Genomic DNA, 24,838 nt, shown 5'->3' with positions numbered 1-24,838 from the left:
TCCCGCCGGCAGTGCCTGTCAGGCGCTATGCGGCCGCGGGGATCAGGAAGTCGCGGCTGATGCGCCCGCCGAGTTCATTCACGCGATCCAGGAACTGGGTCAGAAAGGCATGCAGGCCCGTGGCCAGTATCTCGTCGATGCGCCCGTACTGCAGGTCGGCGCGCAGCTTGCCGGCGCGACGCTGGGTTTCGGCGGACTGGTCGTTGGCCACGGCGCCCAGATTGGTCACCACCTCGTTCAGGCTGGCGTGCAGCGAACGCGGCATGTCCGGGCGCAGGATCAGCAGGTCGGCCACGCGCTCGGGCTTGATGACGTCACGGTATACCTTGCGGTAGATCTCGAACGCCGAGACGCTGCGCAGGATGGCGCTCCAGTGGTAGAAGTCGTACTCCTGGCCCTTCTCGCTGGCGGCGCCGAAGAAGTCGCTCTGCACGGCATGGAACTTCACGTCCACCAGGCGCGCGGTGTTGTCGGCGCGCTCCAGGAAGGTGCCCAGGCGCAGGAAGTGGAAGGCTTCGTCCTGCAGCATGGTGCCCAGCGTGACGCCGCGCGAGAGGTGCGAGCGGAACTTGACCCATTCGAACATCTGGCTCGGGTCGCGCTCGAACTCGCCGCTCTTGAGCATGCGGTTGATCTCCAGCCAGGTCTGGTTCTGCGTTTCCCAGGCCTCGGTGGTGAGCGAGCCGCGCACGGCGCGGGCATTCTCGCGCGCAGCGCGCAGGCAGGAGACGATGGACGAGGCGTTGTCCTCGTCCTTGACCATGAACTCCATCACACGCCCGGGCGTGACCTCGCCGTGGCGCGCGGTGTAGGCCGGCAGCAGTTCGCTGATGGACAGCAGCCCCTGCCAGCCCACCTGGGCCACGGCGGTGGACTGCGGCAGCAGCGAGGTCTGGTAGTTGACGTCGAGCATGCGGGCGGTGTTTTCGGCGCGCTCGGTATAGCGGGACATCCAGAACAGATGATCGGCGGTGCGTGACAACATTCGGTGGACTCCTTTGCCTCAAACACCGCAGGCGCTGCGCGCCCGGTCGTGTTTTATCGAAAGCACGCCTGCGGCGCGTTTTTCGGCGCGCTCGGTATAGCGGGACATCCAGAACAGATGATCGGCGGTGCGTGACAGCATGCGGTGGACTCCTCTCGCCCCGGTGTCAGGACTGGTTTTGCGACTGCGACGACCAGGTCCGTGGCGGCGGACTGTCGCCGTCCTCCAGGATCCAGGTGTCCTTGGTACCACCGCCTTGCGACGAATTCACGACCAGCGAGCCTTCCTTGAGCGCCACGCGGGTCAGGCCGCCCGGCACCATCTGCACCTCCTTGCCCGAGAGCACGAAGGGCCGCAGGTCGATGTGGCGCGGCGCGATGCCGCTGTCCACGAAGGTGGGGCAACTGGAGAGGCTCAGCGTGGGCTGGGCGATGTAGCCGCCCGGATTGGCCAGCAGCGCCTTGCGGAAATCCTCGATTTCGGCGGTGGTGGCCGCGGGGCCCACGAGCATGCCGTAGCCGCCCGCGCCATGCACCTCCTTGACCACGAGTTCCTTGAGGTGGTCGAGCACGTACTTCAGGTCCTCGGGGTTGCGGCACACGTAGGTGGGCACGTTGTTGAGGATGGGTTTCTCGCCGAGGTAGAACTCGATCATCTTGGGCACGTAGGGGTAGATCGACTTGTCGTCGGCCACGCCCGTGCCCACGGCGTTGCAGATGGTCACGTTGCCCGCGCGGTAGGCGTCCATGAGGCCCGCGCAGCCCAGCGTGGAGGTGGGGCGGAACACGTTGGGGTCGAGGAAGTCGTCGTCCACGCGGCGGTAGATCACGTCCACGCGGCGCAGGCCGCGCGTGGTGCGCATCCACACGAAGCCGTCCCTGACCAGCAGGTCCTGGCCTTCGAGCAGTTCCACGCCCATCTGCTGGGCCAGGAAGGCGTGCTCGAAATAGGCGCTGTTGTACATGCCGGGCGTGAGCACCACCACCGTGGGCTCGGCGGCGCCGGGCTGGGCGCTGGCGCGCAGGGTCTCGAGCAGCAGGTCGGGGTAGTGCGCCACGGGCGCCACGCGGTGCTGGCTGAACAGGTCGGGGAAGAGCCGCATCATCATCTTGCGGTTCTCCAGCATGTACGACACGCCGCTGGGCACGCGCAGGTTGTCTTCGAGCACGTAGTACTCGCCTTTGCCCTGCGCGTCGGGCGCGCGCACGATGTCGATGCCCGAGATGTGCGAATAGATCTGGTTGGGCACGTCCACGCCGACCATCTCGGGGCGGAACTGCGAGTTGCCGACGATCTGCTCGGCGGGCACGACGCCGGCCTTGACGATCTCCTGGCCGTGGTAGACGTCGTGGATGAAGCGGTTGAGCGCGGTGACGCGCTGCACCAGCCCCTGTTCCATGCTGGCCCATTCATGGGCCGGGATGATGCGGGGGATCAGGTCGAACGGGATGAGGCGCTCGGTGCCCGCGCCGTCCTCGTCCTTGGCGCCGTAGACGGCGAAGGTGATGCCCACCCGGCGGAAGATCATCTCCGCCTCTTCGCGCCGCGCCCGCATGGTGTCGGACGGCTGGCGCGCGAGCCACTGCCCATAGCCTTTGTAGTGCTCCCGCACGTCGCTGCCCTGCATGGGGAGCTGGGTGTACATCTCGTCGAAATTCAGCATAAAAGCCATCTCCTGCGTTCAGCATAGCAAGTTACGCGCCTGCACGGCATGCAATCCTGGGGCGCAGCCATGCTGCCAGTAGCGCGGCGCGTCGTGGCGCTCGCAGGCAATGGCGCCGGGCGCGGCGCTGCTCCAGCGCGCGGCGCCGCAGTGCGGCGAATCGGCCAAGGCCACGCCGCGCGCGGCCAGGCGCTCCAGCACCTCGGGCGCGGGATGGCCGAAGCGGTTGCGGTAGCCGGCCTGCGCGAGCGCGATGCGCGGGCGCGCCGCATCGAGAAATGCCGCGCTCGACGAGCTTTTGCTGCCATGGTGCGGCAGCAGCAGCAGCGTGGCCGCAAGCGGCGCCCCCTCGGCCACCAGTTGCGCTTCCTGGCGCTGCTCGATGTCGCCTGTCAGCAATGCGGCGGTGCCGTCCGAGGATGCGATGCGCAGCACGCAGCTCATGGCATTGCTGGGCTGCGCCACGGCATAGTCCGCAGGCGCGGGGTGCAGCACGTCGAACGCCACGCCGTCCCACTCCCAGTGCTGGCCCGCCATGCAGTGCGTGTAGCCGTGCGCGGCCAGCAGGGCATCGGCCTCCTGCGAGCCCAGCGTCCGGGCCTGCGGCTGCGCAGCCAGCACGGCGGGTGTGCCGCCGGTGTGGTCGCTGTCGCGGTGGCTCAGCAGGAGCAGGTCCACGCGCTCGCCCAGGGCGCGCAGCAGCGGCACCAGCACGCGCTGGCCCGCATCGCTGCCGCGCCCGAAACGCGGCCCCGCGTCATAGAGCAGCGTGTGGCCCGCGGTGCGCACCACAACGGCACTGCCCTGCCCCACATCGGCGGCCAGCAGGTCGAACTGCCCCGGCGTTGGGCGCGCGGGCTGCCACAGCAGCAGGGGCAGCAGCAGCGGAACACCCAGGGCGCGCAGCGGCGCGGGCAGCCGCATGGCGCACAGCACCGCGCCCACCGCGGCGGCCAGGCCCATCCAAAGCGGCCCGGCGGGCACGCCCCAGGAGGCTCCCGGCAGCGCGGCCAGCCATTGCAGGACGCTGCCCAGCACCTGCACGCCCCATGCCGCCGCCTGCCACAGCGGCGGCCACGTCACGCCGCCCAGCGCCAGCGGCGTGACGAACAGCGTGACCCATGGAATCGCCACCAGGTTGGCAACGAAGCCCACCAGCGACACCTGGTGGAACAGCAGCACCGACAGCGGCGCAAGCGCCACGGTGACCACGCCCTGCTCGCGCAGCAGGGCGCGGAGTTTCAAGCCAAATCGGCCTCCAGCGCCCGTATTTACTGCGGTAGCAGCTCCTGAATCCGTAGCAAAAAGCACGCCCACGGCGACGAAGCTGAGCCAGAAGCCCGCCTGCATCAGCGCCCACGGGTCGAGCGCCAGCACCACGGCCGCCGCCAGCAGCCACACCAGCGGCCAGGGCCAGCGGCGGCCCAGCGCGCGCAGCAGCGCCACCACGGCCAGCATGCAGATGGTGCGCTGCGCGGGCACGCCGCCGCCGCTGAACAGCGCGTAGGCCGCAGCGCTTGCTACGCCGCCCGCCAGCGCGGCCACGGGTGCCGGCAGCCACAGGCACAGCCGCGCCGAGCGCCGCCACAGCGCGCCGATGGCCAGCGCCGCCAGCCAGGCGAACATGGTGATGTGCAGCCCCGAAATGCTCATCAGGTGCGCCACGCCGGTGGTGCGGAACACCTCCCAGTCGGCGCGGTCGATGGCGCGCTGGTCGCCCGTGACCAGGGCCGCGACGACGCCGGCATCGCGCATGCGTGGCGCGGCGGCGGCGCCAGCGGGCGCCAGCCGCGCGAAGATGGCGTCGCGCACGCGCTGGCGCAGCCGCTCCACGGGGTGCCAGGCGGTGTCGCCCAGCATGCGCGGCGCGGCGTCGCGGCGGCTGGCGCGCACGCTGCCGGTGGCCTGCACGCCCTGCTCCCAGGCCCACAGCTCGTAGTCGAAGCCGTGCGGGTTGCGCGCGCCGTGCGGTGCCTTCAGGCGCACGGCCATGTCCCAGCGCTCGCCGGCATGCAGGGGTGGCGGGGCGCTGGCGGCGTCGAACGCGCCGCCCGGCTCCTGCGCGTACCAGCCCAGGTCGATCAACGGGGGCAGCCGCACGGGCGCGGCGCCAGGCCCGGATTCGCGCGCGGACTCCACCTCCAGCCGCAGGCGCACGCCGTCCTCGTCGCGCTGGGGCATGGCGGCGACGATGCCTGTCACGCGGATGTCGCGCCCTTCCAGCGCCGGCTCCAACGCATGGCCCGCGAACATGGCGGCGCGCAGGCCGCAGGCGCCGAAGGCGGCCACCGCCGCCAGCAGCGCCACACACGCCAGCCGCCACGCCGCGCGCCCGCGCAGCACCCGCCAGACCAGCAGCGCGCCGCCGCAGGCCAGCGCGGCATACCAGCCCAGGGGCCACAGCGCCGGCTGCGCCAGTTGCAGCGCCGTGCCCGCGGCCCAGCCGCCGAGCAGCGGCGCCAGCCATGCGCCAGCGGGCGGCGGGTCGTCGTCGGCGGTAGCGGAGGTTGCCAGCGGCATGGGGAAAAGGATCGATGACTTGGCGCAAACATGCTTCACCAGCCTGCCGGCGCCGGGGCCGCATTCTTTTTGCGCAAGCCGTGGAAGCGGAAATCCGTGCGCCCGCAAGCCCCGGGGAGCGTGCAAAAGCGCCATACGCGCCACGGCCATGGCTCAGGTCTTGCTAGTATGCAGGAATGACGGGGCCTCCCGCCCCGGCCCTTCTGCCCTCGGGAAACCACGCGCATGTCCATCCACGCCGCCCTCCACCACGTCACCCACTACAAGTACGACCGCCCCGTGAACCTGGGCCCGCAGATCGTGCGGCTGCGCCCCGCGCCGCACTGCCGCAGCAATGTGCTCTCGTATTCGCTGTCGGTGGAGCCCGCCAACCACTTCGTCAACTGGCAGCAGGACCCGTTCTCCAACTACCTCGCGCGCCTGGTCTTCCCGCAGAGGAGCACCGAGTTCAAGGTCACGGTCGACCTCGTGGTCGAGATGGCGGTCTACAACCCGTTCGACTTCTTCCTCGAACCCACCGCCGAGAACTACCCCTTCACCTACAGCGAGACGCAGCGCCAGGAGCTGGCGCCCTACCTCGCCGCCGACCCGGCCACGCCGCTGGTGCAGGACTACATCGACCGCATCGACCTGCGCGAAAGGCGCACCATCGACTTCCTGGTCGCCCTGAACCAGCAGGTGCATGACGACATCCGCTACCTGATCCGCATGGAGCCCGGCGTGCAGACGCCCGAGCAGACGCTGAAGAACGCCAGCGGCTCGTGCCGCGACTCGGGCTGGCTGCTGGTGCAACTGCTGCGCCACTGCGGGCTGGCCGCGCGCTTCGTCTCCGGCTACCTGATCCAGCTCGCGCCCGACGTCAAGTCGCTCGACGGCCCGAGCGGCACCGACCACGACTTCACCGACCTGCACGCCTGGTGCGAGGTCTACCTGCCCGGCGCCGGCTGGGTCGGGCTGGACGCCACGTCGGGCCTGCTGGCGGGGGAAGGCCACATTCCGCTGGCCTGCACGCCGCAGCCTGGCAGCGCCGCGCCCATCGAGGGCCTGATCGACGAGGCCGAGGTCGAATTCGGCCACGAGATGAAGGTCACGCGCATCTACGAATCGCCGCGCGTCACCAAGCCCTACACCGACGGCCAGTGGAGCGCCATCTTGGCCGTGGGCGAGGCGGTGGACCGCGAACTGGTGGCCGGCGACGTGCGCCTCACCCAGGGCGGCGAGCCCACCTACGTGAGCATCGACAACCGCGACGCACCCGAGTGGAACACCGACGCCCTGGGCCCCACCAAGCGGGGCTACGCCACCGAACTCGTGCACAAGCTGCGCGACGAGTACGGCGCCGGCGGCTTCCTGCATTTCGGCCAGGGCAAGTGGTACCCGGGCGAGCAACTGCCGCGCTGGGCGCTGTCGATCTTCTGGCGCACCGACGGCCAGCCGGTCTGGCATGACCCGGCGCTGTTCGCCGACGAGCGCCAGCCCATGTGCTACACGAGCGAGGACGCGCACCGCTTCGTGCAGACGCTGGCGGGCAAGCTGCACCTGTCCGACCGCTTCATCCAGCCCGGCTACGAGGACACCTGGTACTACCTCTGGCGCGAACGCCGCCTGCCGGTCAACGTCGATCCCTTCGACACACGCCTCGACGACGAGATGGAGCGCGCCCGCCTGCGCCGCGTGTTCGAGCAGAAGCTCGACAGCGTGGTCGGCTACGTGCTGCCGCTGCAGGCCAACACCGGCCCCCTGCTGCACGGCCCGGTCTGGAGCACGGGCCCGTGGTTCTTCCGCGACGAGCGCATGTACCTGATCCCCGGCGATTCGCCCATGGGCTATCGCCTGCCGCTCGACTCGCTGCCCTGGGTCAGCAAGGGCGACTACCCCTATCTCGTCGAGCCCGACCCGTTCGCGCCGCAGCAGCCGCTGCCCGCCGCGGCAGTGCTGCGCGCGCGCTACGCGGGCAGCGGCGGCCCCGGCGGCGTGCCCTACCTGAGCGGCACCGGCCCGCAGGCCGAAGCCCCCCGGCGCCTGCAGGACGGCCTGGGCCGCCTCGGCGGCCCAGGCAACGCCCGTGAAGGCGGCCAGCCCGAGCCCGCGGACTTCACGCGCAGCCCCGCGCGCTTCGAATCCGCCCACTGGATCACCCGCCAGGCGCTCTGCGTGGAGGCGCGCGACCCCCGCCGCGCCAACGGCCCCAAGGCCGAGAGCGTGGGCGCGAAATCCAGCGCCCTGTACATCTTCATGCCGCCGCTGGAGCGGCTGGAGGACTACCTCGACCTGCTCGCCGCCATCGAGGCCACGGCGCAGGAGCTGGGCGTGAAAATCGTGCTGGAAGGCTACCCGCCGCCGCGCGACCCGCGCCTGAAGCTGTTGCAGGTCACGCCCGACCCCGGCGTGATCGAGGTCAACATCCACCCCGCCTTCAATTGGGGCGAGCTGGTGCAGCACACCGAGTTCCTGTACCAGGCCGCATTCGAGTCGCGCCTGTCGGCGGAGAAGTTCATGACCGATGGTCGCCACACCGGCACCGGCGGCGGCAACCACTTCGTGCTGGGCGGCGCCACGCCCGCCGACAGCCCCTTCCTGCGCCGGCCCGAACTGCTGGCCAGCCTGATCCTCTACTGGCACAACCACCCGTCCCTGAGCTACCTGTTCAGCGGCATGTTCATCGGCCCCACGAGCCAGGCCCCGCGCGTGGACGAGGCGCGCAACGACCAGCTCTACGAGCTGGAGATCGCGCTGCGCGAGATCGAGCGCAACCGCGAACTGTACGGCCAGGACATGCCGCCCTGGCTGGTGGACCGCACGCTGCGCAACATCCTGATCGACGTCACCGGCAACACCCACCGCAGCGAGTTCTGCATCGACAAGCTCTACTCGCCCGACACCAGCACCGGCCGCCTGGGCCTGCTGGAGCTGCGCGCGTTCGAGATGCCGCCGCACGCGCGCATGAGCATCGCCCAGCAGTTGCTGCTGCGCGCGCTGATCGCGCGGTTCTGGAAAACGCCCTACAAGGCCCCGGTCACGCGCTGGAGCACCGAACTGCATGACCGCTTCATGCTGCCCACGTTCGTGAAGATGGACTTCGACGACGTGATGGAGGAGCTGCGCCAGGCCGGCTACGCGTTCGACGGCGCCTGGTTCGCGCCGCACTTCGAGTTCCGCTTCCCGCTGGTCGGCTCGCTGCAGTCCATGGGCATGGAGTTGACGCTGCGCAACGCACTCGAACCCTGGCACGTGATGGGCGAGGAAGGCGCGCCGGGCGGCACCGCGCGCTACGTCGATTCGTCGCTGGAGCGCATCGAGGTGCGCGTGACCGGCATGAACGACAGCCGCTACGCCGTCACCGCCAACGGCCACGCGCTGCCGCTGCAGCCCACGGGCACGCAGGGCGAATTCGTGGCCGGCGTGCGCTACAAGGCGTGGAACCCGCCGTCCTCGCTGCACCCGACCATCGGCGTGCACGCACCGCTGACCTTCGACCTGGTGGACACCTGGATGCAGCGCTCGCTGGGCGGCTGCCAATACTACGTGGCCCACCCGGGCGGGCTCAACTACGTGACCTTCCCGGTCAACGCCTACGAAGCCGAAAGCCGGCGCCTGACGCGCTTCACGCGCATGGGCCACACGCCCGGCACGCTGGTGGTGCCGCCGGCCACCGTGGGCGTGGCCGCAAGCAAGGAGTTCCCTTTCACCCTCGACCTGCGCCGCTAGCGCCGGCGCCCTGCCCCGCTGCCCTGGCCGGTGGGAGAATCCGCGTTCCGTGGAAAACGACAACCCTACGACCCTCTTCGACCCCGCCACGATGGAAACGCCCGCCGCCCTGGCGCTGGCGCTGGCGGCGCCCGCCGCGGCGGGGCACCACGACGAGCTGCGCGGTCAGGCGGCGGGCCCTGGCGAGGCGGCCCTGGCGCCGGCCTGGCGGCAGTTCTTCGAGCACCTGGGCACGCCGGGCTTCCACGACCTGAACCGCCGCATGGCCAGCCTGCGGCGGCAGGTGCGCGACAACGGCGTGACCTACAACGTCTACGCCGACCAGAAGCACGGCCCGCAGCGGCCCTGGTCGCTCGACCTGTTCCCGCTCATCATCACACCCGAGAGCTGGCAGCAGATAGAGGCCGGCGTGCAGCAGCGCGTGCGCGTGCTCGAGCGCGTGATGGCCGACGTGTACGGCCCGCAGCAACTGCTCGCGCGCGGGCTGCTGCCGCCCGCGCTGGTGCAAGGGCACCCGGGCTACCTGCGCCCCATGCACGGCGTGCAGCCGGTGGGCGGCACCTACCTGCACATCACCGCCTTCGACCTCGCGCGCGGGCCCGACGGCAACTGGTGGGTGGTGTCGCAGCGCACGCAGGCGCCCTCGGGCCTGGGCTATCTGCTGGAGAATCGGCTCATCATCTCGCGCCTGTTTCCGCAGGCGTTCGAGGCCATGCACGTGCAGCGGCTGGCCGCGACCTACCGCGCACTGATCGACGGCATCCGGCGCATGAGCCCTGCGGGTGCCGACGCGCACATCGCCCTGCTGACGCCCGGGCCGTACAACGAGACCTACTTCGAGCACGCCTACCTGGCGCGCTACCTGGGCCTGACGCTGGTGGAAGGCGGCGACCTCACGGTGCGCGACCAGCGCCTGTACCTGCGCACGCTGCAGGGCCTGCAACCCATCCACGCGCTGCTCAAGCGGCTCGATGACCAGTTCCTCGACCCGCTGGAGCTGCGCGCCGACTCCACGCTCGGCGTGCCCGGCCTGCTGCAGGCCATCCGCGCGGGCAACGTGCTGGTGGCCAACGCGCCGGGCTCGGCGCTGCTCGAATCGACCGCCATGCTGGGCTTCCTGCCCGCGCTGGCGCGCCACCTGCTTGGCGAAGAGCTGTTGCTGCCCGCGCTGCCCACCTGGTGGTGCGGCGAGCGCGCGGCCATGGAAGAGGTATTGCCGCGCCTAGACGCCTGCGTGGTCAAGCCCACCTATCCCGGCACCACGGGCCACAACACCTTCAACGCAGTGGTTGGGCAGCACCTGTCGCGCCGCGCGCTCGACGAATGGGCCGGGCGCATCATGCGCCAGGGCGACGAGCACACGGTGCAGGCCTACCTGCCGATGTCGCAGGTGCCCACCTGGCGCGACACCGTGGACCAGGCGCGCATCGTGCCGCGCTCGGTCATGCTGCGCGTGTTCGCGGTGGCCAGCGGACCGCAGTCGTGGAACGTGCTGCCCGGAGGGCTGGCGCGCATCGCCACGGCGGACGAGGAAATCACCTCCATGCAGCGCGGCGGCAGCAGCGCCGATGCCTGGGTGCTCACCAACGGCACGGTGGACCGCACCACGCTGCTGCAGCCGCACCTGACGCCCGCGCAGCTCGCGGGCCGCAAGCGCCTGGTGACCAGCCGCGCGGCGGAGAACCTGTTCTGGCTGGGCCGCTACAGCGAGCGCGCCGAGAACACCATCCGCCTGGCCCGCCTGACGCTCGACAGCCTGGGCGGAGAGGACCAGTCGTCCCCCCCGCTCATGGCCTGGCTCACGGCGCTGGCGGCGTCCAACGGGCTGGTGCTGCCCAGCGTGCCCGCAGCGCTGCAGGCGCGCCGCGTGTTCGAACGCTCGCTGATCGCTGGCCTGGCCAGCACCGAGAACGGCACCAGCGTGGGCTTCAACCTGCGCGCCATCAAGACGGCGGCGTCGGCGGTGCGCGAGCGGCTGTCGCAGGAGCATTGGAACGCCATCGTCCACACCGAGCAGGAGTTCTTCCGCCGCTGCAGCGAGTTCACCGCCGAGGGCGACTACTCGTCGGTCGAGGCGCTGCGCGTGCTCGAAGCCGCGAGCGGCCACATGGCGGCCATGACCGGCGCGCAGACCGACCGCATGACGCGCGACGACGGCTGGCGGCTGCTGTCCATCGGGCGCCACCTCGAACGGCTGGGCTTTTTGGCCGCATCGCTGGCCGAGGGCTTCGACAGCGGCGCCATCCACACCGACGGCGGCTTCGATGCCATGCTGGCGCTGTTCGACAGCACCATCACCTTCCACGCCCAGTACCAGCAGAGCCGCGACGCCGCGGCGCTGCTGGAGCTGATCGTGCTCGACCGCGACAACCCACGCTCGCTGGGATGGGTGGTGCAGACGCTGCGCGGGCGACTCGCCAAGCTCGCGCAGCACGTCAGCAGCCCGCTCGACGACCTGGCGCAGGAGATCCCCGATCCCGCGCAGTGGGAGCTGGGCGCCATCTGCGCGCAGGACGCGAAGGGCCGCTACCCGGCGCTGCTCGACCTGCTGGACCGCTGCGTCGGCGCGGCCTACCAGGTGTCCGACGCGGTGGGGGCGCATTACTTCACCCATTCGGGAGAAGCCAAGCACAGCGTGGGGGCGTGAGAGCGCCATGCACCGGCCGTTTCCAGCATAATTCCCGCCATGCAAAAGCTGCGCTGCGCCCACCGCCTCGCCCATTGGGTGCTCGCGTGGTGGGTATTGTCGGTGGCTGTTGCAATGGCTTCACCGATCATCAAGCCCACAGCCATGGAATTGGTCTGTTCGGGCACCGGCGTGATGAAGGTGCTGATCAAGACCGACGATGGCACGAAGGAAGTATCCGGCCCCATGCCGGACTGCCTCCTGTGTGTCAGCCACGGTGGATTGCCGCCGGTCGTCTTCAATCCGACCGTCGCGCCCGCGCAGCCGCTCGCATATGTGCTGCAAAGCATTCCCGCGGCGCATATTGCCTCTCTGACCGCTGCCCCCCTGCCGGCACGCGGCCCGCCGTCCTTCTTCTGAACTCTTGAATTCGTGGCACCTGGCGCCCGTGCTTCGGGCGCCAGAGCCGGTATTCGTGCTGCGTGGATGCGCATGCATGAAGTGCCCTTCTTCGCGCTGTTGCCAGCCGAATCGCCCTGCGCCACAGCGGTGAACACCGCCTGCTGCCGATCAAGCCGAAACGGCCGCTGCAGGACGGCGACCGTCTCACGTCAACCCTGAAGTTCAAACACGCCGGTGCGCAGGCCGCCAAGGTCTGGGTGCAAACGCCGCACGCTGCGGCCGCCCATGCGCACGGCCCGCACCGGTACTGAACCTCTCGCAAATCACAACGGATACACCATGTCTCCAACCCCATTCTGCAAGCCCACCTGTGCCCTCGTTCTGGCACTGCCCGCACTGTCGCTGCTCGGCGGCGAAGCCCGCGCAGCCGACGAAACCACGGACACCACCCTGCCCCAAATCACCGTCACCGGCAGCCGCGCAGGCGCCAGTCAGACGCTGGGCGCGACGACGGTCGAGCCGGCCACGCTCGACCGCCTGCGCGACGCCAGCAGCGACACCGCCAGCCTGCTCAGGAACGTGCCCGGCGTCAGCCTCTACGGCGCGGGCGGGCTGTCCAGTCTGCCGGTGATTCACGGCCTGGCCGACGATCGCCTGCGCATCAAGGTCGACGGCATGGACCTGATCGCCGCCTGTCCCAACCACATGAATCCGGCGCTCTCCTACCTCGACCCCAGCCAGGTCGATGTGCTCAGGGTCTATGCCGGCATCACGCCCGTCAGCGTGGGGGGCGACGCCATCGGCGGCACCATCATTGCCGAGACACCCGCCCCCGAGTTCGCGGCGCCTGGCCAGAAGAGCTTCGTGAAGGGCCAGCTCGGGGCCTTCTACCGCAGCAACGCAGACCAGAGCGGCGGCAACGTCGCAGTCACCTGGGCCAACGACCGGCTGAACGTCAGCTACAGCGGCGCCACGGCCCGCTCCGACAATTACAAGGCCGGCGGCGACTTCAAGGACTACGACGTCACCGGTGTTCCCGGCCACACGCTGCCCCGCGACGAAGTCGGCTCGACCGCCTACAAGACCCGCAATCACCTGCTGGGGGTGGCCTTGCGGGGCGACAACCACCTCGTCGAAGCAAAACTGGGTTACCAGGACCTGCCCTACCAGCTCTACCCGAACCAGCGCATGGACATGCTGGACAACACCCAGCACCGAATCAACCTGCGCTACCTCGGTCAGTTCGGCTGGGGCGCGCTGGAGGCGCGGGCATATCATGAAAAAGTCGATCACTACATGGATTTCGGCGACGACAAGATGTTCGTGTATGGCGCGCCGCCCGGCATCGTCGCGCCGGGCATGCCGATGTACACCAGGAGCAAGAACACCGGCGCCACCATCAAGGCAACTGTCGACCTGAGTGCGCGCGACGTCCTGCGGCTGGGCAGCGAAATCCAGAACTACCGGCTCAATGACTGGTGGCCGCCTTCGCCCGCCGTCCTGCCTGCGGGAACCAGCTTCGGCGGCATGGCGCCGGACACGTTCTGGAACATCAACGACGGCCAGCGCAACCGCACGGCGCTGTTCACGGAATGGGAGTCGCGCGTCAGTCCGCAGTGGCTGACGCTGGTCGGCGTGCGCTACGAGCGGGTGAAGATGGATGCCGGGCCGGTGCAGGGATACAACCGCGCCATGGCGGGGTATTGGGCCTCAGCCGATGCCTTCAATGCCGCCAACCGGGAGAAGACCGACAACAACTGGGACTTGACCGCTCTGGCGCGCTATTCGCCGGACACGATGCACGACATCGAGTTCGGCTATGCCATGAAGACCCGTTCACCCAATCTGTATGAACGCTATTCCTGGTCGAAGCACTCCATGGCGCTGGAGATGAACAATTTCGTCGGCGACGGAAACGGCTATTTCGGCGATCCGAACCTCAAGCCAGAGACGGCCCACACGATCTCGGCCACCTTCGACTGGCATGCGCCCGACCGTGAGTGGGAGTTCAAGGCGACACCGTACTACACGCATGTCACCGATTTCATCGACGCCGTACGCTGCCAGGGCAGCGGCGCGGCGATGAACGCGCTTTGCGGCGGCCCGGCCAATACCGCCGCGACCAACCAGTTCGTTCACCTCCAGTACGCCAACCAGGCCGCCCGCCTCTACGGCCTCGACCTCTCCGGCAAGATGCCGCTGGCCCGCAACCGCGCCGGCAAATTCGGGCTCAACGGCCTGATCAACATCACCCGCGGAAAGAACCTCGACACCGGCGACGGCCTCTACAACATCATGCCGCTCAATGCCCGGCTGGCGCTCACCCACCAGTATCGCGGCTGGGACAACGGCATCGAGTTGCTGATGGTGAAGGGCAAGAGCCACGTATCCGACGTGCGCAATGAGATCAAGACACCAGGCTTCAGCCTGGTGAACCTGCGCACCAGCTATACATGGAAGCAGGTACACGTCAACTTTGGCGTCGAGAACCTGTTCGACAAACTCTATTACCTGCCACTCGGCGGGGCCTACACCGGGCAGGGCGCGACCATGTCCTTCAACCGCGAGATCGGCGGCTCTTCCATGTGGGGCACCGCCGTGCCGGGCATGGGCCGGTCGATCTACGTCGGCGTGACCATGGAGTTCTGAGCCTCCCAGGCCCATGACCCTGGCAAGGGATGCATAGCGCGCTCACCCATGAGGTGAACCCCATCGGAGCCGTCAACGCTCGATTTCATGCGGCCTGGCAAGGGATACGAAGCGGTCAACTGCCGTTTCCAGGTTTAAGTGAGTGCGCCGCCGGGCGCACATCCCGACCAGCCAAAACACAACGAAAAACACAAGCAAAACCAGCATACTCCCCCTATATACTATCCGCCACCGCAATAAAATAAAGCGGAATACATGCATACTCCCTGGGAGTATGCATCGGGAGGCAGGTAAACGGGTCAGTCGCCGCCGAGATGGAATACGCCCACGGCACGCGCCAGCCGCCCGGCCTGTTCGGTCAGGCTTTGCGCCGCGGCGCTGCTTTCCTCGACGAGCGCGGCGTTCTGCTGCGTCATCCGGTCGAGCTGGCCCACCGCCTGGCTGACCTGGCCGATGGACTGCGACTGCTCGTGCGTGGCCGTGCTGATCTCGCCGATGATGCGCGACACCTTTTGCACGCTGCCCACGATGTCGTCCATCGCGCTGCCCGCCGTGCCTGCCAGCGTGGCGCCGTCCTGCACGTTTTGCACGCTGGTCTGGATCAACTGCCTGATCTCGCGCGCGGCATCGGCGCTGCGCTTGGCGAGCGTGCGCACCTCGCCCGCCACCACGGCGAAGCCGCGGCCCTGCTCGCCCGCGCGAGCGGCTTCCACGGCGGCGTTGAGCGCCAGGATGTTGGTCTGGAACGCGATGCCGTCGATCAGGCCCACGATCTCGGCGATCTTGCGGCTGCTGGCGTTGATGGCCTCCATCGTGGCGACGACCTGCTGGACCACGCTGCCGCCCTTGTCGGCGAACGACGACGCGGTGGCGGCCAGTTGGTCGGCCTGGCGCGTGTTGTCCGCGTTGTGCGCGACCATGCCGGTGAGCTGCTCCATGCTCGACGCGGTCTGCTGCAGGGCGCTGGCGGTCTGCTCGGTGCGCTGGCTCAGGTCCTGGTTGCCGGTCGCCACCTCGCGGCTGGCCAGGTGGATGGCGTCGCCCGAGGCGCGCACCTCCGACACCACGCGGTGCAGCGCGTCCACCATCCGGTTGAGCGCCTGCAGCAGCGTGCCGATTTCGTCGCCGCGCGTGGCGTCGATGCGCACGGTCAGGTCGCCGCCGGCCACGCGCGCCGCCGCATCCGACGCCTGCGTGAGCGGCACGACGATGGAGCGCCGCAGCAGCCAGCCGAACAGGATGGAGAGCGCCACCACCACGCCCACCGCGCCCGCGCTGATCCACTGGGCCTGTTGGGCGCGCTGCATCATGTCCTGCGCGGCGGTGCGCGCCGTGCTTTCGGAAAGCGCCAGCAGCGTGTCGATGCGCGCGTGGTAGTCCTTGAGCGCCTGTGCATGGTCGGCCAGCTCTTTCTGGGTGATGATCCGGGCTTCGAGCGAGTTCTGCACGAGCTGGCCGCGCAGCGCGGCATAGGCATCGCGCCGCGACAGCACGGCTTGCAGGTCTTTGTCCAGTTGCGCCGCCGAGGCGGACGCGGCCACGCGCTTGCGGATGTCGGCGGCGATCTGGTCGTCGCGCTGTATCTGGGTGCGGATTTCGTTGGCGATGGGAAACACGTCGCTGCTGCCCGCCGCGCGCTGCGCAAGTTCGCCCAGCAGGATGGACTGGGCCTTCCAGTCGCGCACCGCGCGCTCGATGGGCAGTTGCTCGTCGAGCAGGGCGCGCGCCTGCGTGATGGTGGCCTGCCCGGTGAACCAGGTCGTCGCGCCGACCAGTGCCACCGCCAGGCTCAGGACGCCGAAGGCGAGGGCCAGCTTGGTGCCGACCGACAGAGTGCGCGCGGCGGCGGGGGCCGGCATGGCAATGGGCGCGGCGGGCGTATCGGTCGTGGCGAGGCTGTGCATGGGTTTGTGTTCCGGAAAATGGAATGCAAAGTTCAGGCCGGCGGCGCGGCGCCCATGGCCAGGGATGCGCTGTGCAGCCCCGCCACCGTCAGCAGCAGCGAGCCGGCGACGTGCAGCATCAGGGTGCCGAACGCCAGCCCATAGCGCTGCTGCGCCAGCATGCCGACCACCTCGGCGGAAAACGTGGAGAACGTCGTCAGTCCGCCCAGAAAGCCGGTGACGAGCGCGAGCCGCCATACCGGGTCGATCTGCGGCATGGCCTGGAACACGCCGACCGCCACCCCGACGAGGTAGCCGCCCGCGAGGTTGGCCGCCAGCGTGCCCCACGGCAGGATGCCGTGGGTGTTGAGCCACAGGCCCAGGCGCCAGCGCAGCAGCGCGCCGATGGAGGCTCCGGCGCAGATGGCGGCGATGCTCGGCATGCGGCCGCCGGGGCTACAGCTTCATGTGCAGGGGCAGCCACGTGGCCAGGCCCGGCACGAAGTAGATGATCAGCACGCCCGCCACCATGAGCAAGAACATCGGCAGGGCCACGCGGGCGATGTAGGGCAACTGGCGCCCCGTCATCCCTTGCAGCACGAACAGGTTGAAGCCCACGGGCGGCGTGATCTGCGCCATCTCGACCACGAACACGACGAAGATGCCGAACCACACCGGGTCGATGCCCGCCGCCGTGACGGTGGGCATGATGACGCCCATGGTCAGCACCACCATCGAGATGCCGTCGAGGAAGCAGCCCAGGATGATGAAGAAGATGGCCAGGATCACGATGAGCTGGAACTGCGACAGCCCCAGTGAGCCGATCCATTCCGCCAGGTGCCGGGGCAGGCCCAGGTAGCCCATGGCCAGCGTGAGGAAGGCGGCGCCGGCCAGGATCAGCGCCATCATGCAGTAGAGCCGCGTGGCGCCGAGCAGGGATTCCTTGAACGTCTGCCAGTTCATGGAGCGCTGCAGGCCCGCGAGCAGCAGCGAGCCGACCACGCCCACGGCGGCGGCCTCGGTCGCGGTGGCGAAGCCCGTGTAGATGGAGCCCAGCACCGCGGCGATCAGCAGCACCACGGGGATCAGGCTGCTCGACTCCTTGAGCTTCTGCATGAACGTCATCTGCGTATCGGCGGGCGGGATCTGGTCGGGGTGGCGCAGCGCCCATACGGCGATGTAGCCGGAAAACAGCAGCGCCAGCAGGATGCCCGGCAGGATGCCCGCGATGAACAGGTGCGATATCGACACGTCGGCGCTGACGCCGTAGACGATCATGATGATCGACGGCGGTATCAGCAGCCCCAGCGTGCCGGCGCCCGCCAATGTGCCGATGACCATGTCGTCGGGGTAGCCGCGCTGCTTCAGCTCGGGCAGCGTCATCTTGCCGATGGTGGCGCAGGTGGCGGCGCTCGACCCCGACACGGCGGCGAAGATCGCGCAGCCGATGACGTTGGTGTGCAGCAGGCGGCCCGGCAGGCGCTGCATCCAGGGGGCGAGCCCCTTGAACATGTCCTGCGACAGCTTGGTGCGAAACAGGATCTCGCCCATCCACAGGAACAGCGGCAGCGCCGTCAGCGTCCAGCCCGAGGACGAGCCCCAGATCGTGACCGCCATGGCATCGCCCGCCGGGCGCGATGAGAAAAGCTGCATGCCGATCCAGGCCACGCCCGAGAGCGCGAGGCCGATCCAGACGCCGCTGCCCAGGATCAGGAACAGCGTGACGATCAGCAGCGACATGATGGCGATGTCGTTCATGGTGTGTGTGTGCTGTGGCGTGTCGTGACTTGGACGTTATTCGGTGCGCAGCAGTTCGCCGTCGTCGCGCTGCCGGCGTTTGCCGGCGAGTTCGAGCGCGAACTCGTCGATGAAGGCAATGGCGAAGATCACGGCGCCGATGGCCATGCTGAGCTGCGGGAGCCAGAGCGGCGTGGCGTCGTTGTTGGTCGAGATGTCGTGGAAGTCATACGACTGCCACACCAGACGCACGCTGTACCACGCGAACAGCAGGGACAGCAGCAGCGCGATGAACAGCGCCGCCAGCTCCAGCCGGCGGTGCGCCGCGCCCTTCAGGTGTCCCAGGATCAGCGTGACGCGGATGTGTTCGCCCCGCTTGAGCGTGCTGGCCAGCGCCAGGAAGCCGGACGCGGCCATGAGGTAGCCCGCGTAGGAATCGATGCCGGGCACGTTGACGCCGAGCTGGCGGCTGGCGATGGAGGTCAGTACCGCGATGAGCAGCCCCACCATGCACAGCGCCGCCAGGGCAGCGGCGCCGTCATAGAGGCAGTCGAGGATGCGACGCATGTTGCCGGTGGTGCAGGATGCTCAGGGCTTCCTGTAGGCGTCGATGAGCGCCTTGCCGTCGGGGCCGGCTTTCTCGATCCATTCCTTGAGCATCGTGTCGCCCACCTTTGCGAATCCGGCCTTCAATTGTGCAGAAGGCTCCAGGATGCGCATGCCATTTTTCTGGAGCAGGTCGGTGTAGTCCTTGGTCTTCTGCTTGGACATGGCCCAGCCGCGCGATTCCGCGCTGGCGGCGGCCTTGAGCACGGCGGCCTGTTCGTCCTTGGACAGGGCGGCGAACGCCTTGTTGTTCACGATGATGGCGTTCTTGGGCAGCCAGGCCTGGGTGTCGTAGAAGTTCTTGATGTACTCGTAGGTCTTGGTCGCGTAGCCCGTCGCGCCCGATGTCATGAAGCTTTCCACCACGCCCGTTGCCATGGCCTGCGACAGCTCGGCGGACTGCACGGTCACCGGCTGCGCGCCCACCAGCTCGGCGATGCGGGCGGTGGCGGGGCTGTATGCGCGCCACTTCGAGCCCTTGAGGTCTTCCACCTTGGCCACCGGGTTCTTGCTGTAGAGCCCCTGCGGCGGCCACGGCACGGTATAGAGCAGCGTCATGCCTTGCTCGGAGAGTTTTTTCTCCAGGAAGGGCTTTTGTGCCTGGTAGAGCTTCCAGGCCGCGTCGTAGCTCGTGGCCACGAAGGGGAGGCCATCGACGCCGAAGATCTGCCATTCGTTCTGGAAGTTGGCCAGCAGGATTTCGCCGATCTGGGCCTGGTTGCCCTGCACGGCGCGCTTGATCTCGGGGGCCTTGAACAGCGAGCTGTTGATGTGCACGGTGATCTTCAGCTTGCCGGCGGTGGCCTTGTCCACGTCCTGTGCGAAGAGGTTCAGGTTCTCCACATGGAAATCGGTGGGCTGGTAGGCCGATGGAAGATCCCATTTCGTCTGGGCATGGGCCCCGCCGGCGGCGAGCGTCAGAGCGATGGCGGTCAGCGAAAACATGCGGCGTTTCATGAAAACTCCTTGGGTTGAAGGGGGTTGATGGATTGGTAATGTAGCGCCCGCCGGCCGGTTGCAGCGATAGGCGTTTTCTCTAAACGACAATAATTTGTCGACAAATTATTGGTGATACCCATAGAATTCGCCACATGCAATATCAATGCCAATGATGAGGTGCCGCCATGGTGCGCAAGTCCGCTCCCGCTTCTGCCCCCGCGCCGCGTGAGGCTGCGCCCGGGCGGCCCATCGTGTCCTCGGCCCATCTGGTATCCACGCGCAGCGTGGAAATGAGCGAATTCGAATTCGGACTCATCGTGGCGGGCAATGCCTTCCACCGCTGGGTGATGCACTGCATGAGTGCGGCGGGGCTCAAGGACCTCACGCCGCTCGACGTGCTGGTGCTGCACCACGTCACGCACCGCGCGCGGGACAAGCGGCTGGCCGACATTTGCTTCATCATGAACGTGGAAGACACCCACCTCATCAACTACTCGCTCAAGAAACTGCAGAACATGGGCGTCGTGGTCTCCAGCAAGAACGGCAAGGAAGTGACCTACGCCGCCACGGAGGAAGGCCAGTCCTACGTGGCGCGCTACCGCGAAGTGCGCGAGCAGTGCCTGATCGGCGCCCTCAAGGCGGACGACAGCCTCAACCGCGACATCGGCGAACTGGCGCGGCTGCTGCGCATGTTGTCTGGCGTGTACGACCAGGCGGCGCGCGCGGCGGCTTCGCTGGCGTTTTCCTGATCGCCGGAGAGCTTCATGTGCTTTTTCCCACAGGCCGTTGCAAAGGAGCCGACATGACAGAAGCCCGCATTTCCCGCCGCCGCCGCCTTGCCGCGGCAGCCGTTGCGCTGCTGCCGGCGGCGGCGATTCCATCCGCAGCATGGACGCTCTGCCGTTCATCGTGCCCGACCCATGTGACCTGCCAGCACCGCGCTCGGCGCGCCATGCGGCGTTGCTACTCCTTGCGGGCGGTAGGCCGCCGCGTCGTCGCGTCTTGCCTGGTACTCCGATCACGGCACCGGCAGGCGCATCCAACTGCCGTTTCCAGTCTTAACCGGACAGCAGTGCCCCGCACCATCAAACCATGCAAGCTACCAACATAACCCCTGCTCCCGCGCGCTGGCAGTTCTGGATCGACCGCGGCGGCACTTTCACCGACATCGTTGCCAAGCGGCCCGACGGCACGCTCGCCACGCACAAGCTGCTGAGCGAAAACCCCGAGCAGTACCGCGATGCGGCGGTGGCGGGCATCCGCCACCTGCTGGGGCTCGGCCAGGACCAGTCCATCACGGCGGACCTGGTCGAATGCGTGAAGATGGGCACCACCGTGGCCACCAACGCGCTGCTGGAGCGCAAGGGCGAGCCGACGCTGCTGGTCACCACGCGCGGCTTCCGCGACGCGCTGCGCATCGCCTACCAGAACCGCCCGCGCCTGTTCGACCGCCGCATCGTGCTGCCCGAGCTGCTGTACGGCGACGTGATCGAGGCGCGCGAGCGCGTCGGCGCGCACGGCGAAGTGGAGCAGCCGCTCGACGAGGCCAGCCTGCGCGGCGAGCTGCTGGCCGCCTACGCGCGCGGCCTGCGCAGCGTGGCCATCGTCTTCATGCACGGCTACCGCTACACCGCGCACGAGAAGGCCGCCGCGCGCATCGCGCGCGAGGTGGGCTTCATGCAGGTCAGCGCCTCGCACGAGACCAGCCCGATGATGAAGTTCGTGAGCCGCGGCGACACCACGGTGGTCGATGCCTACCTCTCGCCCATCCTGCGCCGCTACGTGGAGCAGGTGGCGAGCCAGATGCCGGGCGTCAAGCTGTTCTTCATGCAGTCCTCGGGCGGGCTGACCGACGCGCATGCATTCCAGGGCAAGGACGCGATTCTTTCGGGCCCGGCGGGTGGCATCGTCGGCATGGCGCGCACGGCGGTGCTGGGCGGCCACGAGAAGGTCATCGGCTTCGACATGGGCGGCACCTCCACCGACGTGTCGCACTACGCGGGCGAGTTCGAGCGCGAGTTCGAGACTCAGGTGGCCGGCGTGCGCATGCGCGCGCCCATGATGAGCATCCACACCGTTGCCGCGGGCGGCGGCTCGGTGCTGCAGTTCGACGGCGCGCGCTTTCGCGTGGGCCCCGAGAGCGCGGGCGCCAACCCGGGCCCGGCGAGCTACCGGCGCGGCGGCCCGCTGACCGTGACGGACGCCAACGTCATGCTCGGCAAGATCCAGCCGCGCTACTTCCCCAGGGTATTCGGGCCCCGGGCCGACGAGGCCCTGAACCTGGAGGCGGCGCAGTCCCAGTTCGCCGAACTGGCCGCGCGCACGGGCCGCCATGCCGAGGACGTGGCCGAGGGCTTCATCGCCATCGCCGTGCAGCAGATGGCCAACGCCATCAAGAAGATTTCCGTCTCGCGCGGCTACGACGTGACGCGCTACACCCTGCAGTGCTTCGGCGGCGCGGGTGGCCAGCACGCCTGCCTGGTGGCCGACGCCCTGGGCATGACGCGCGTGTTCGTACACCCGCTGGCCGGGGTGCTCAGCGCCTACGGCATGGGCCTGGCGGACCAGAACGTGATCCGCGAACAGGCGGTGGAGCTGCCGCTGTCGGCGCAGGCGCTGCCCGTCATCGCCGAACGGCTGGACACCCTGGCCGCCGCCGCGCAGGGCGAGCTTGCGCGCCAGCAGGTCGGCGCGGGCGCGGTCGCCGTGCACCACCGCGTGCATGTGCGCTACCAGGGCAGCGATTCGGCGCTCGTCGTGCCCTTCGGCACCCTCGACGACATCGTGGCCGGCTTCGAGGCCGCCTACCGCCAGCGCTTCGCCTTCCTCATGCACGGCAAGGGCCTGGTGGTGGAGGCAGTGTCGGTGGAGGCCGTCGTGGCGGGCGACGCGCCCGCCGAGCCGCGCCAGGCCGTGCACGCGCCGCGCGAGGTGCCGCGCCGCGAGACCGTGCGCATGTACTCGGGCGGGCAGTGGCACGGCGCCGCGCTCGTGGTGCGCGAGGACATGCGCCCGGGCGACGCCATCGCCGGCCCGGCCATCATCGCCGAGAAGAACGCCACCACCGTGGTCGAGCCCGGCTGGGAAGCGCAGCTCACGGGCCTGGACCATCTCGTGCTGGAGCGCCGCGTGCCGCGCGCCGCCACCTTCGCAGCCGGCACCACGGTGGACCCGGTGCTGCTGGAGGTGTTCAACAACCTGTTCATGAACATCGCCGAGCAGATGGGCCTGCAGCTGCAGAACACGGCCTACTCGGTCAACATCAAGGAGCGGCTCGACTTCAGTTGCGCGCTGTTCGACGCCGAGGGCAACCTGATCGCCAACGCCCCGCACATGCCGGTCCACCTGGGCTCGATGGGCGAGAGCATCAAGACCGTGATCCGCGAGAACGCGGGCCGCATGCGGCCCGGCGACGTGTACGCGCTCAACGACCCCTACCACGGCGGCACCCACCTGCCCGACGTGACCGTCATCACCCCGGTGTATCTCGAAGGCGCCGACGCACAGGCCGTGCCGCTGTTCTACGTGGGCAGCCGCGGCCACCATGCCGACATCGGCGGCACCACGCCGGGCTCGATGCCGCCGTTCTCCACCCGCATCGAGGAGGAGGGCGTGCAGATCGACAACTTCAAGCTCGTCGAGGGCGGCGTGCTGCGCGAGGCCGAGATGCTCGCGCTGCTGCAGAGCGGCGAATACCCCAGCCGCAACCCGCAGCAGAACATGGCCGACCTGAAGGCCCAGATCGCCGCCAACGAGAAGGGCGTGCAGGAACTGCGCCGCATGGTGGCGCAGTTCGGCCTGGGCGTGGTGCAGGCCTACATGCGCCACGTGCAGGACAACGCCGAGGAGTCGGTGCGCCGCGTCATCACGCGCCTGAAGGACGGCAGCTTCACGCTGCCGCTGGACAACGGCGCGCAGATCACCGTGGCCGTGCGCGTGGACGCGGCCAGCCGCGGCGCCGAGATCGATTTCACCGGTACCAGCGCGCAGCAGTCCAACAACTTCAACGCGCCCACGGCCGTGTGCATGGCCGCCGTGCTGTACGTGTTCCGCACGCTGGTCGACGACGACATTCCGCTCAACGCCGGGTGCCTGAAGCCGCTGAAGGTCATCATCCCCGAAGGCTCCATGCTCAACCCCCGCCCGCCGGCCTCGGTAGTTGCAGGCAACGTGGAGACCTCCACCTGCATCACCAATGCGCTCTACGGCGCGCTCGGCGTGATGGCGGCGGGGCAGTGCACGATGAACAACTTCACCTTCGGCAACGCGCACCACCAGTACTACGAGACCATCTCGGGCGGCAGCGGCGCCGGGGCGGTGATCGACGCCGCGGGCGGCGTCGTCGATGGCTTCGACGGCACCAGCGTGGTGCAGACGCACATGACCAATTCGCGCCTGACCGACCCGGAAATCCTGGAGTTCCGCTATCCCGTGCGGCTGCAGAGCTACGAGATCCGCCAGGGCTCGGGCGGCAAGGGCCGCTGGAAGGGCGGCGACGGCGGGGTGCGCCGCGTGCGGTTCCTGGAGGAGATGACCGCCAGCATCCTCTCCAATGGCCGCGTGCACGGCGCCTTCGGCATGGCCGGCGGGCAACCCGGCGCTGTCGGCATCAACCGTGTGGTGCGCGCCGATGGCCGCGTGGAGGACCTGGGCCATATCGGCCAGGCCGAGATGGCGCCCGGCGATGTGTTCGAGGTGCATACGCCGGGCGGCGGCGGCTATGGCGCGGCCTGATGCCTGGCGCAGCGTCTTCGTTTCGGGGGGCTGTGCTTTCCGGGCAGTGTTCTATTGCTCCGGCCCCATGAATTTTGAACCTGGAAACGGCAGTTGACCGCTTCGTATCCCTTGCCAGGCCGCATGAAATCAAGCGTTGCCGGCTTCGATGGGGTTCACCTCGTGGGTGAGCGCGCTATGCACCTGCCAGCACCGCGCTCGGCGCGCCATGCGGCGTTGCTCCTCCTTGCGGGCATGAGCCCGCCGCGTCGTCGCGTCTTGCCTGGCACCCCGATCACGGCACTGGCAGACGCATCCAACTGCCGTTTCCAGGGTCATAGTGTACCGCCGTGAGGAATGAGAAAGGCCAGCACGCCGCCACATGCTGGCCCGCCCGGACGTGGGAT

14 protein-coding genes and 1 pseudogene are annotated in these 24,838 nt (G+C 68.7%); 6 read left to right on the top strand and 9 right to left on the bottom strand.

Features of this window, described 5'->3' with window-relative positions:
- Positions 1–25: 25 nt before the first annotated feature.
- From PY257_RS11145 to PY257_RS11130, 4 genes and pseudogenes are all read right to left on the bottom strand, one after another.
- A complete protein-coding gene (locus tag PY257_RS11145; RefSeq protein WP_275741757.1) occupies positions 26–985 on the bottom strand; it encodes an alpha-E domain-containing protein in 960 nt (319 codons plus the stop codon).
- A 72-nt stretch (positions 986–1,057) separates the two neighbouring features.
- A pseudogene (locus PY257_RS16390) lies at positions 1,058–1,126 on the bottom strand (alpha-E domain-containing protein); the annotation flags it as partial.
- Between the two features lie 25 nt (positions 1,127–1,151).
- Positions 1,152–2,648, bottom strand: a complete 1,497-nt coding sequence (locus PY257_RS11135) for a circularly permuted type 2 ATP-grasp protein (RefSeq protein WP_275741754.1) — start codon at positions 2,646–2,648, stop codon at positions 1,152–1,154.
- Between the two features lie 18 nt (positions 2,649–2,666).
- Positions 2,667–5,168 (bottom strand): ComEC/Rec2 family competence protein, encoded by a 2,502-nt coding sequence (locus PY257_RS11130; protein WP_275741751.1) that lies wholly within the window; start codon positions 5,166–5,168, stop codon positions 2,667–2,669.
- Positions 5,169–5,393: 225 nt separating this feature from the next.
- Between PY257_RS11130 and PY257_RS11125 the strand changes: the two genes are divergently transcribed.
- The 4 genes from PY257_RS11125 to PY257_RS11110 all read left to right on the top strand — a co-directional run bounded on the left by PY257_RS11125 (position 5,394) and on the right by PY257_RS11110 (position 14,553).
- A complete protein-coding gene (locus PY257_RS11125; RefSeq protein ID WP_275741749.1) occupies positions 5,394–8,876 on the top strand; it encodes a transglutaminase family protein in 3,483 nt (1,160 codons plus the stop codon).
- A 91-nt stretch (positions 8,877–8,967) separates the two neighbouring features.
- The gene (locus PY257_RS11120; RefSeq protein WP_275741767.1) at positions 8,968–11,523 is read left to right on the top strand and encodes a circularly permuted type 2 ATP-grasp protein; all 2,556 of its coding nucleotides are present in this window, start codon (positions 8,968–8,970) and stop codon (positions 11,521–11,523) included.
- 39 nt (positions 11,524–11,562) lie between these two features.
- Complete coding sequence (locus PY257_RS11115; RefSeq protein WP_275741747.1) at positions 11,563–11,922, top strand: DUF2946 domain-containing protein; 360 nt, start codon at positions 11,563–11,565, stop codon at positions 11,920–11,922.
- 321 nt (positions 11,923–12,243) lie between these two features.
- Positions 12,244–14,553, top strand: a complete 2,310-nt coding sequence (locus PY257_RS11110) for a TonB-dependent receptor (RefSeq protein WP_275741744.1) — start codon at positions 12,244–12,246, stop codon at positions 14,551–14,553.
- Between the two features lie 299 nt (positions 14,554–14,852).
- Here PY257_RS11110 and PY257_RS11105 read toward each other — a convergent pair whose 3' ends face one another.
- Genes PY257_RS11105 through PY257_RS11085 form a run of 5 tightly spaced genes read right to left on the bottom strand, consistent with a single transcriptional unit; the run spans position 14,853 to position 19,736 of the window.
- Positions 14,853–16,457: a methyl-accepting chemotaxis protein gene (locus PY257_RS11105; RefSeq protein ID WP_275741742.1), complete on the bottom strand. Its 1,605-nt coding sequence runs from the start codon at positions 16,455–16,457 to the stop codon at positions 14,853–14,855.
- A 32-nt stretch (positions 16,458–16,489) separates the two neighbouring features.
- Positions 16,490–16,879 carry a fluoride efflux transporter CrcB gene (gene crcB, locus PY257_RS11100; RefSeq protein ID WP_275741740.1) on the bottom strand — a complete coding sequence of 130 codons (390 nt, stop codon included), beginning with the start codon at positions 16,877–16,879 and terminating at the stop codon, positions 16,490–16,492.
- 13 nt (positions 16,880–16,892) lie between these two features.
- Positions 16,893–18,194 (bottom strand): TRAP transporter large permease, encoded by a 1,302-nt coding sequence (locus PY257_RS11095; RefSeq protein WP_275741738.1) that lies wholly within the window; start codon positions 18,192–18,194, stop codon positions 16,893–16,895.
- A 36-nt stretch (positions 18,195–18,230) separates the two neighbouring features.
- A complete protein-coding gene (locus PY257_RS11090) occupies positions 18,231–18,740 on the bottom strand; it encodes a TRAP transporter small permease (protein ID WP_275741736.1) in 510 nt (169 codons plus the stop codon).
- Positions 18,741–18,761: 21 nt separating this feature from the next.
- Complete coding sequence (locus tag PY257_RS11085; protein WP_275741735.1) at positions 18,762–19,736, bottom strand: TRAP transporter substrate-binding protein; 975 nt, start codon at positions 19,734–19,736, stop codon at positions 18,762–18,764.
- Positions 19,737–19,903: 167 nt separating this feature from the next.
- Between PY257_RS11085 and PY257_RS11080 the strand changes: the two genes are divergently transcribed.
- Positions 19,904–20,467: a winged helix DNA-binding protein gene (locus PY257_RS11080; RefSeq protein WP_275741733.1), complete on the top strand. Its 564-nt coding sequence runs from the start codon at positions 19,904–19,906 to the stop codon at positions 20,465–20,467.
- Between the two features lie 343 nt (positions 20,468–20,810).
- Complete coding sequence (locus PY257_RS11075) at positions 20,811–24,452, top strand: hydantoinase B/oxoprolinase family protein (RefSeq protein ID WP_275741731.1); 3,642 nt, start codon at positions 20,811–20,813, stop codon at positions 24,450–24,452.
- Positions 24,453–24,838: the final 386 nt, after the last annotated feature.

It is taken from the genome of Curvibacter soli, assembly GCF_029211125.1.
GTDB classification, from domain to species: domain Bacteria; phylum Pseudomonadota; class Gammaproteobacteria; order Burkholderiales; family Burkholderiaceae_C; genus Curvibacter_A; species Curvibacter_A soli.
This window is presented reverse-complemented; position numbering and strand designations above follow the sequence as displayed.